Raw genomic sequence first — 8,075 nt, 5'->3', positions numbered from 1 at the left:
ATTAACAATAAATCGTCACTTAGGAGAAGCAATAAAAGTAGATTTATCTCAATTAACAAGTGGATTAAGTGGAACAGATTATCAATTAGTAGCCAATCCAACAAATGGTAGTGGTGGAAAATACACTGTAGATGATAATGGAAATTTGACACTTACTGTAAAAGATTTAAATAATCCAAATGCTGCTACAAAAACTATAACGATTACTGGACTTGCTAAGAAAACAGATGTTGCTGTTGTACATGGCAAATATAGAGAAGGTGAAGCTAATAATTTAGTTGATACAAATGCACAGATTTGGGATGAAGCTATAGGGGTTGAAAAATCTAGTAGTATAGCGCTTGGAAACGGAGCATTTGTTTCTGTTCAAAATGGAAGAAAAGCAGATGCTATTCTTTTTGGTAGTGATACTTATACAGGTGGTATTGCTATTGGTGAAAATAGTAAAGCTTTAAATGCAACAGTTAATATAGGTGTTAAAGATTATAAAGGAAAAATGGGAGATGTAGATCTTTCTGATTATAAAACTTATGAAGCTATGGGAGTAGGAGAAACATCTATAGGTTCTAACTCATATATAAGTGGTAGTTTATCAACCAATATAGGTTCATATAATATTACAACTACTAAATATGGTAATACTTCAGGATTTTTAGGGTCTTTATATTCTGCACAAAATTTTGGGTCTGTAATAGTTGGTACATTAAATAGTATAGAGTCAAATTCAAGTAGTGCTGGAATGACATCTGGTGTAGCTAATAGTGTTATAGGTATGGCAAATAAGACGCAGAATAGTAATGGTTCATTAGTATTTGGTACAGGCAATGAAATTACTAATTCTACAGCTAGTATACCATCTCCTAGTAGTGTTAGTGGTGATGTAGCAGATGTAGCAGAAAACTTTAGAGATTCAGTATCTGATCGTAATAAATCAAATGGTGGTGCTGTATTAGCTATTGGCGGTGGCAATAAAGCTGATTATGCACAGAACTCCCAACTTATTGGTGTACAAAATGAGATAACAGGTACATCAAGAGATATATCCAAATTTAATATGATTAATGGATATCAAAATACTATTACAAATGGCTCAAATGATACAGTTATTGGTACTAAAAATACTGTTACAAACGGTGATAGTAACGTAGTTTTAGGCGATAATCATGCTGTTCAAGCTGCTAATAATAATGTTATTGTTGGTTCTTCAGATGAAGAAACAACACATATGGCTTCTGATACAGTGGTTATTGGTCATAATGCACAAGCAAATGGTAACAATGATGTAGCAATTGGTAGTGGTTCTATAGCTAATGGAGCTGTAGGTACAGAAGGATATGCAGGATCAAATCCTATTGGCACTGTAAGTGTAGGTAGTGAAGGCAGTGAAAGAACTATTACTAATGTTGCAGCTGGAAGAATAAACGAAGATTCTACAGATGCAGTAAATGGTAGTCAGTTATATGCTACAAATCAAAAAGTAGATGCAGGTTGGGTTGCAACAGATGGAACAAATAAAATTGAAGTAAATCCAACAGATAGTGGAACAACTACATTAAATTTTGCTGGAGATAATAATATTACAGTAACAGCAGATACGACAAATAAGGCTATTCAGGTTGCGTTAAATGATAAAGTATATTTAGGTGGAGACCATACAGAAGACAGTCGTAATATTGTATTAGATGGTGAGAGAGGTGTTATTGGTTTAGGTTCTAATATTGCTTTAGACGGTAGAGATGGAACAGCTGTTATTGGTGGAGTTAATATTGATACAGCTTATGACGAAGCTACAGGCAAACCGTCCTCTACGATAACCGGTCTTTCCAATACTACTTGGGACGGCGAAACTGACGATGTAAGTAGAGCTGCAACAGAAGGTCAGTTGAAATCTGTATGGGATAAAGCAAATACAGCGGCATCTTCGCATACGGAAGTAACAGTAAACGGCGGCACTCCGGCTGGTAATGCTCCAGATTATAGTGATGGCAATTTACAGTTAAGCCAGAAGGTAGATGCTGAAACTGGTAAAACTACCTATGATGTTAAACTCAATGATAATATCACTTTAGGAAATAAAGAAAGCTCTAGTATCAATTTAGACGGTAATGACGGCAGCATAGCGTTGACCAATTCTAAAGGTGAAACAGCAGTAACAATTAATAAAGATGGCATTGTTGTTAATAATTCGAGAGGTAATAATGGCAACGGTGCAGATGTAGTATCGTATGATTATGATGGCGATCATGGTTATATGGGTAGAAAAGTTGGCATAAATAGTTTAAATGAAATAGGTTATAATACACAGGATGTATCATATAATTATACTAAGGGCAAAACTACTATCGGTAATGTAACTATAACTAGAGTTAACGACCCAACAAATGCTGCTAATGCTAATAAAGTAATTCTCAACACGGCTGGTAATAATTTGGTCATTCGAGCAAGCGGCAGCGTTGAAACTAAAGATGATGTAATTGCAAAAGGAATGGTTCAAGCTGGTGATGTAACTGTTAATGCTGACGATTCAGGTTTAGTGGAAGGTCTTACAAATACTACTTGGACTCCTGAAATAGCAGATCAGGTAAAAGCTGATAAAGCAGATGGTACTGCAGATGGTGCCGCAACTATAGCTGCAACTCAAGGTCAGCTTGGAGATGTGGTAAGTGATCTTTCTGATCAGATAACTAATAGCGGCTGGACTGCTTCTACGAATAATGGAGCTGTAACAACTGATATTACCAACGGCGATAAAGTAGACTTTGCTAATACTGACGGAAATATTGCTGTAAATCAGACTGCTGTAAAAGATGATAAGGGTAATATAACTGGTACAAACTTAACATTTGACTTGAACCCTGATATAACGCTGGATGACGATGTTGAAGACGGAAATAGTGTTCAATTAAGCGGAACGAATGGAACAATCAACGCTCATAATTCTGAACTTATATTTGGCGGAACAGGAAAATATGATAACGTAAATGATATGACATTCAACCAGAACGGCTTAACTATTACCAATACGCAGACAATGAGAGATACTGGTGAAACGACAACAAGCAGTACGGTAATTAATGGCGGTTCGATTGCAACCGGTAACATTACAGCTGGCGGAATTACTGTAAATGCAGATAATGGCGGAACAGTCAACGGTCTTACAAATAAAACGTGGGATGCGGATAATTATGTTTCCGGTCAGGCTGCAACGGAAGATCAGTTGAAATCTGTATCCGATAAAGTAAATGCAGGCTGGATTGCAACAGATAGTCAGAACAATGAAGTGAATATCACTCCAGATAATAATAAATTGAACTTTGCTGGAGATGAAAATGTTACAGTAACTGCTGCTAATAATGAAATAAAAGTAGCATTAAACGATGACATTACTTTAAAAGGTGATAGTAGCAGTATTGAATTAACAGGCACAAAAGGTACTATTCAAGTAAATCAAGAAACAGCAGAAGGTACAAATTTCACTAATATTAATGGTAATGTTGTTTCTATTGGTTATACTAATAGTGAAGGTATTGAAAATGCTATTGTTATTGATGGTGGCAAAGGTACAATAACAGGTCTTTCAAATACTACTTGGGATGATGAACTCGCAAAACAAGTAGCAAACAGTGAAGAACTTCAAGGAACAGCTGCAACTCAAGGTCAGTTACAACAAGCTGTAAGTGAAGTAGCAGAAGTCGCTAATGCAGGATGGAATGCAAAAGCTGGTGGTAATACTATTAATGTAAAACCAAACGAAACCTTAAACTTTGAAGGCGATGGAAATATAACAGTAAGTGCTACTGGTGGAACAAGTAATGAACTTAAATTTGGTTTAAATGATAATATTACTTTAGGTGATAAAGCAGGTCAAAAAACATCTACAAGTCTTACACTTTATACAGATCCTACTCTTAAAGAAGTGACTAGAATAGGAGAAGATGGAAACCCAGAAACAGTAAAAGTAACAGGATATATTCCAGAATCGTATATTGACGATCAAGAAAGAATCGATAATTTTATTTCTACTCATGGTGGATTTATGATGTATGCAACAAATACTTCAGGAGAAGGGGTATTTGGTATAACTACAGATGGTATGGTTCATGCAAAAGATGTTATATCTTATATGCCTAATTCAGATTCAACTTCAAAGGATAAAATTTTAAAATACAGCTTAAATGATATTGGTGATATTGTAACTCAGATTGCTCATGCTCAATATGATAAAACAGGTATGGAATATACATTAATTTCTGATTTCAGTAGTCAAGCAGATAAAGATAAACCATTCCAACCAGAAGAAGGAGAACGTACTATTGGTTTAGCAGTTCGTGAAGATGGTGCAGTAGTTGTTGGTGCAGTTGTAAATGAAGATGGCTACATTAATGATAGTGGTATTAGAATTAATGCTGAAAAGAGAGTTAATAAAGATGGCACTACTAGCAGTGATAATATGGCTACAATTACAGGATTAGAAAATACAACATGGACACCACCTGAACCAGAACAGTCACAAATAGCTACTTTTGCAGATGACACACCTAAAACAAGTAGAGCAGCAACAGAATCTCAATTAGATGATTTATATAGTGCAGTAGCTGCTTATGATGTTAATGTAGATGGTACTATTGATTATAGTCATATTGCTTTAGCAGGTGCACCTTATGGAGCTTCTAGAGCTGGTAATGGAACACCTACAGGTGGTACAAGTATTACTAATGTAGCATATGCTTCTGGTAATGATGGCAGTGAAGCTGTAAACGTTGATTACCTTAACAATGCTATTAAAGATGCTGTTAAAGATGGTCCTGTCGCTAGTAATGAAAAACATTTAGACACAAGTAAGACTTATACACCAGATAAAACAACAGGTACAATTACTATCAATGAAGTTGATGGTACTGGAGCAGTAACAGGTAATCAGTTAGTTATTAACGATGTAGCAAGTAAAGCTGAACTTGATAGTTTGAAAACTAACGTTGGTGATCTTAACTATGACAAAGTAACTGGCGATAAACTTGTAAATGGTGATAGTGTAACTACTGCTATCGGTAAACTTGATAACAAGATTGATAATATCAGTGGTACAGCAACAAATGCAGATAATAATACTGTAACTGGTGGTACTATCAAAGATGACGGTACAATTTCCTTAACGCAAAAAGACGGCGATACAGTAGCTTTAGATGGCAAACTTACAGATAGTGGCGTTGTTCAGGATGGTACTAAATTTGATGGAGAAACTGGTACTTTAACAATTACAAGCCAAGACAAATATAACAAAGGAACAAGCTCTGTAACTGTAAGTGGTATTGCAAGTAAAGATGATATCGGAACTGTTAAAGATACTATCGGTGCTACAAGCAAAGAAGATCTTAAAGATGCATATAAAGATGCTGATAAAGATGGTAATGCAACTACTGAATACATTACTGATTCTGAATCTATGGTAGAAGCCGATGTAGCTCTTGATCATGCTATCCAAGATGTAGCAGGTACTAGCTACGCTAATGATATGGTTTTAAGTAATCGTATTGATAGTGTTGAAAAACGCTTAGGTAATGTTGAAGAACGTATTGATAAAGTAGGCGCTATGGCAGCAGCTATCGCAAACCTTCGTACTATGGGATTTGACCCAGAAGCTCCAACAGAAATCGCTATTGGCGTAGGTCAATATAAGAGCGAAACTGGTATAGCTATTGGTGTATTCCATTATCCAAACCAAGACTTCATGCTTAGTGCAAGTCTTTCTAGCTCCGGCGATGAATTAATGGGTGGTATTGGTGCTACATGGAAACTCGGTCGTAAATCCGCTGCTGAAAGAGCAAAAGATGAAGAAGCAAGACATCTTGAACAAGCTGAAGAAATGAAAAAATTAGCTCAGCAAGAAAAAGTAAAAGCACAAGCTCAAAGACATGCAAAATTACTTGCAGAAAGACAACAAGCTTCTCAGAAAAATGCTTAATTAGCAAAAGTATTTAGGTGACAATTGAATAAAAATATAGATAAGCGACAGATTTTCTGTCGCTTATCTAATAAAAAAGAGGTATGAAATAAAATGAAAAAAATAATATTTACTTTAACTTTAATCATGATGATGGCATTTAGTGGATTATGCTTTGCTTCTGATGGAAGTGATTTAAATAAAGAACAAAAGATAGCAGAAACTTTTATGGGTGTATTCACTAAAGAACAAGCACCAGAATATGCTGTAGTTAGCAAAGATTTTTCTGATAACTTGAAAAAAAGTGTAAGTGAAAGAACATATAAGAAATTACCAGCTGAAGTTAAAGAAAAATTTGGTAATGTAAAAGATGTAAATTTCCGTGCATTTGAGAAATTTGAACAAGAAGATAGAGTTACTTATTTAGCTACTTTTGATAAACAACCAGTAGCTGCAATAATTTTTGTATTTGATAAAAATCAAAAATTAGTAAATTATGTATTTACTCCAATACAACAAGCTTCCAAATAATTTTATATTAGGTAAAAAATATGGATATAATAAGAGATAATATGGGAATAGTAAATATTTTTATATTGTGTATTATCATCATAGGAATCATATTTATTAGACCTATTAAACATGTACAAGCTCAAGCTTTTAAAATGGTAGGAAATTCAGATTTAGGAACAGTATATATTGATACCGATACTGTAGAAGTAGTAAAAAAAGATGGACAATATTACTTAATAGTATCTGCAGAAGAACATTATAAAGAAAGTAATTTCCTAACAGAGCTTAGAAAAGATGAGGATTTAAAAGATACAGTATCTTCATTGACATTATATATGTTTACTAATGATGGAAATTATTATTGTATGCCACAGAGATATTTGATAGACTCACAGGGTAAAGTATGTGGTGATTTAGGTTCCAATATGCAAATGCAAATGATTGATGATAAGATAGTAAGCAAAATTTATACAAGTGCTTTGAAAAGTTTATCAGATAAGAAACGTTTTCAAAATATGATGAGACGATAAGTATATAAAATATATAGTTAATATATTTTATTCATCAATGATTTTTTTATTTATATTAGACAATTTGTTTAAATAAAATATTTTAGTATTAAAAAGGCAGTTTATGAAATTAATCATAAACTGCCTTTTTTTTAATGGATTTTTATGAACCATTTGAAGAAATGGAAGCTAATAATGTTTGTTTTTTTTCTATAGATAATTTATGGTCTGGTTTATTTAATATGGGAACGTTATTATCGGATTTATCTGATGTCAATATTTTTAATAGAGAAAGAAATTTATGACGATCTTCAATGGGTAAATTAATATATTTATCGATAAATAAAATATCATCAACGTTTAAATCATACTCATTAGCCAAATTTTTTAAATTGTTAGTTAAGTTTTTAGATTGGATATTTTGAATGTGAGGAGTTGAGTTTTTATTATCTTTATAAACTAAAGAATTTATATCGATATCCAAAGCATCGGTAATAGCTATAAGTGTACCGATTTTAGGATCTTTGATAACAGAAGATAAAATCTTATTCAAAGTACTGAGGGGAATACCTGATTTTTGAGCTAAAACTTCATTAGTATAACCTTTTTCTTGTTTTATTTTTTTTATTTTTTCCAATATAGGTTTAAAGGATTCCATAATATATTATTCCTCCATTTCGGATTATTGAAATAGTATATCATTTATAAATTTTAGTGTAAAGTTGATAGATTTCTAAAAATTTTAATATTTTCCTGTGAGTTATTTTACTTCCATAAATGGAAGTAAAATAAAACTAAAATATTTCCATATTTGGAAAGGTGGTGATGTTATGTATAATAATTTAGTTAATGAGATTGTAAAAAAAGGCTATAAAACAGAAGAAATAGCACATATATTAGCTAATTTGCTAAATTGTTCAGAAGAAATTATCGAAAATAAGCTAAAACATGTTGGGGAATTTACATTCCAAGAAGTAATAAAGATAAATAGTGAGATTTTTAATAATGAAATGGATATAAAATATCTATTTACCAAATGCGAGCGTAAAGCCCCTAAATTTATTTATGGAGATATAAGCTCGCTAAAAAACAATGATTCGATATCATTGTTT

The 8,075-nt window shown here is 33.0% G+C and carries 5 protein-coding genes; 4 read left to right on the top strand and 1 reads right to left on the bottom strand.

The annotated features are described in order from the left end of the window. The 3 genes from AC5LAX_RS04080 to AC5LAX_RS04070 form a co-directional block, all read left to right on the top strand. Nucleotides 1-5,962: YadA-like family protein (locus tag AC5LAX_RS04080; RefSeq protein ID WP_493263638.1), on the top strand; the 5,962-nt coding region annotated here is incomplete at its 5' end. Between the two features lie 93 nt (nucleotides 5,963-6,055). Further along, the gene (locus tag AC5LAX_RS04075; protein WP_270650268.1) at nucleotides 6,056-6,472 is read left to right on the top strand and encodes a DUF3887 domain-containing protein; all 417 of its coding nucleotides are present in this window, start codon (nucleotides 6,056-6,058) and stop codon (nucleotides 6,470-6,472) included. A 20-nt stretch (nucleotides 6,473-6,492) separates the two neighbouring features. Further along, nucleotides 6,493-6,984 carry a hypothetical protein gene (locus AC5LAX_RS04070; protein ID WP_117977140.1) on the top strand — a complete coding sequence of 164 codons (492 nt, stop codon included), beginning with the start codon at nucleotides 6,493-6,495 and terminating at the stop codon, nucleotides 6,982-6,984. Between the two features lie 142 nt (nucleotides 6,985-7,126). Here AC5LAX_RS04070 and AC5LAX_RS04065 read toward each other — a convergent pair whose 3' ends face one another. Then, entirely contained in the window at nucleotides 7,127-7,621 is a 495-nt protein-coding gene (locus tag AC5LAX_RS04065; RefSeq protein WP_288909602.1) for a helix-turn-helix domain-containing protein, read from the bottom strand. Between the two features lie 172 nt (nucleotides 7,622-7,793). Between AC5LAX_RS04065 and AC5LAX_RS04060 the strand changes: the two genes are divergently transcribed. Beyond that, on the top strand, nucleotides 7,794-8,075 hold a 282-nt coding region (locus AC5LAX_RS04060), incomplete at its 3' end, for a hypothetical protein (protein WP_493263637.1).

This window comes from Megamonas sp. (assembly GCF_986095205.1).
Note: the sequence above shows the minus strand (reverse complement) of the source record. Positions and strands in the feature narration are given on the sequence as shown.

What these genes read in the sequence shown, in the direction of transcription:
- AC5LAX_RS04075 (WP_270650268.1), top strand. Translation starts at nt 6,056, where the DNA reads ATGAAAAAAATAATATTTACTTTAACTTTAATCATGATGATGGCATTT.
- AC5LAX_RS04070 (WP_117977140.1), top strand. Translation starts at nt 6,493, where the DNA reads ATGGATATAATAAGAGATAATATGGGAATAGTAAATATTTTTATATTG.
- AC5LAX_RS04065 (WP_288909602.1), bottom strand. Translation starts at nt 7,621, where the DNA reads ATGGAATCCTTTAAACCTATATTGGAAAAAATAAAAAAAATAAAACAA.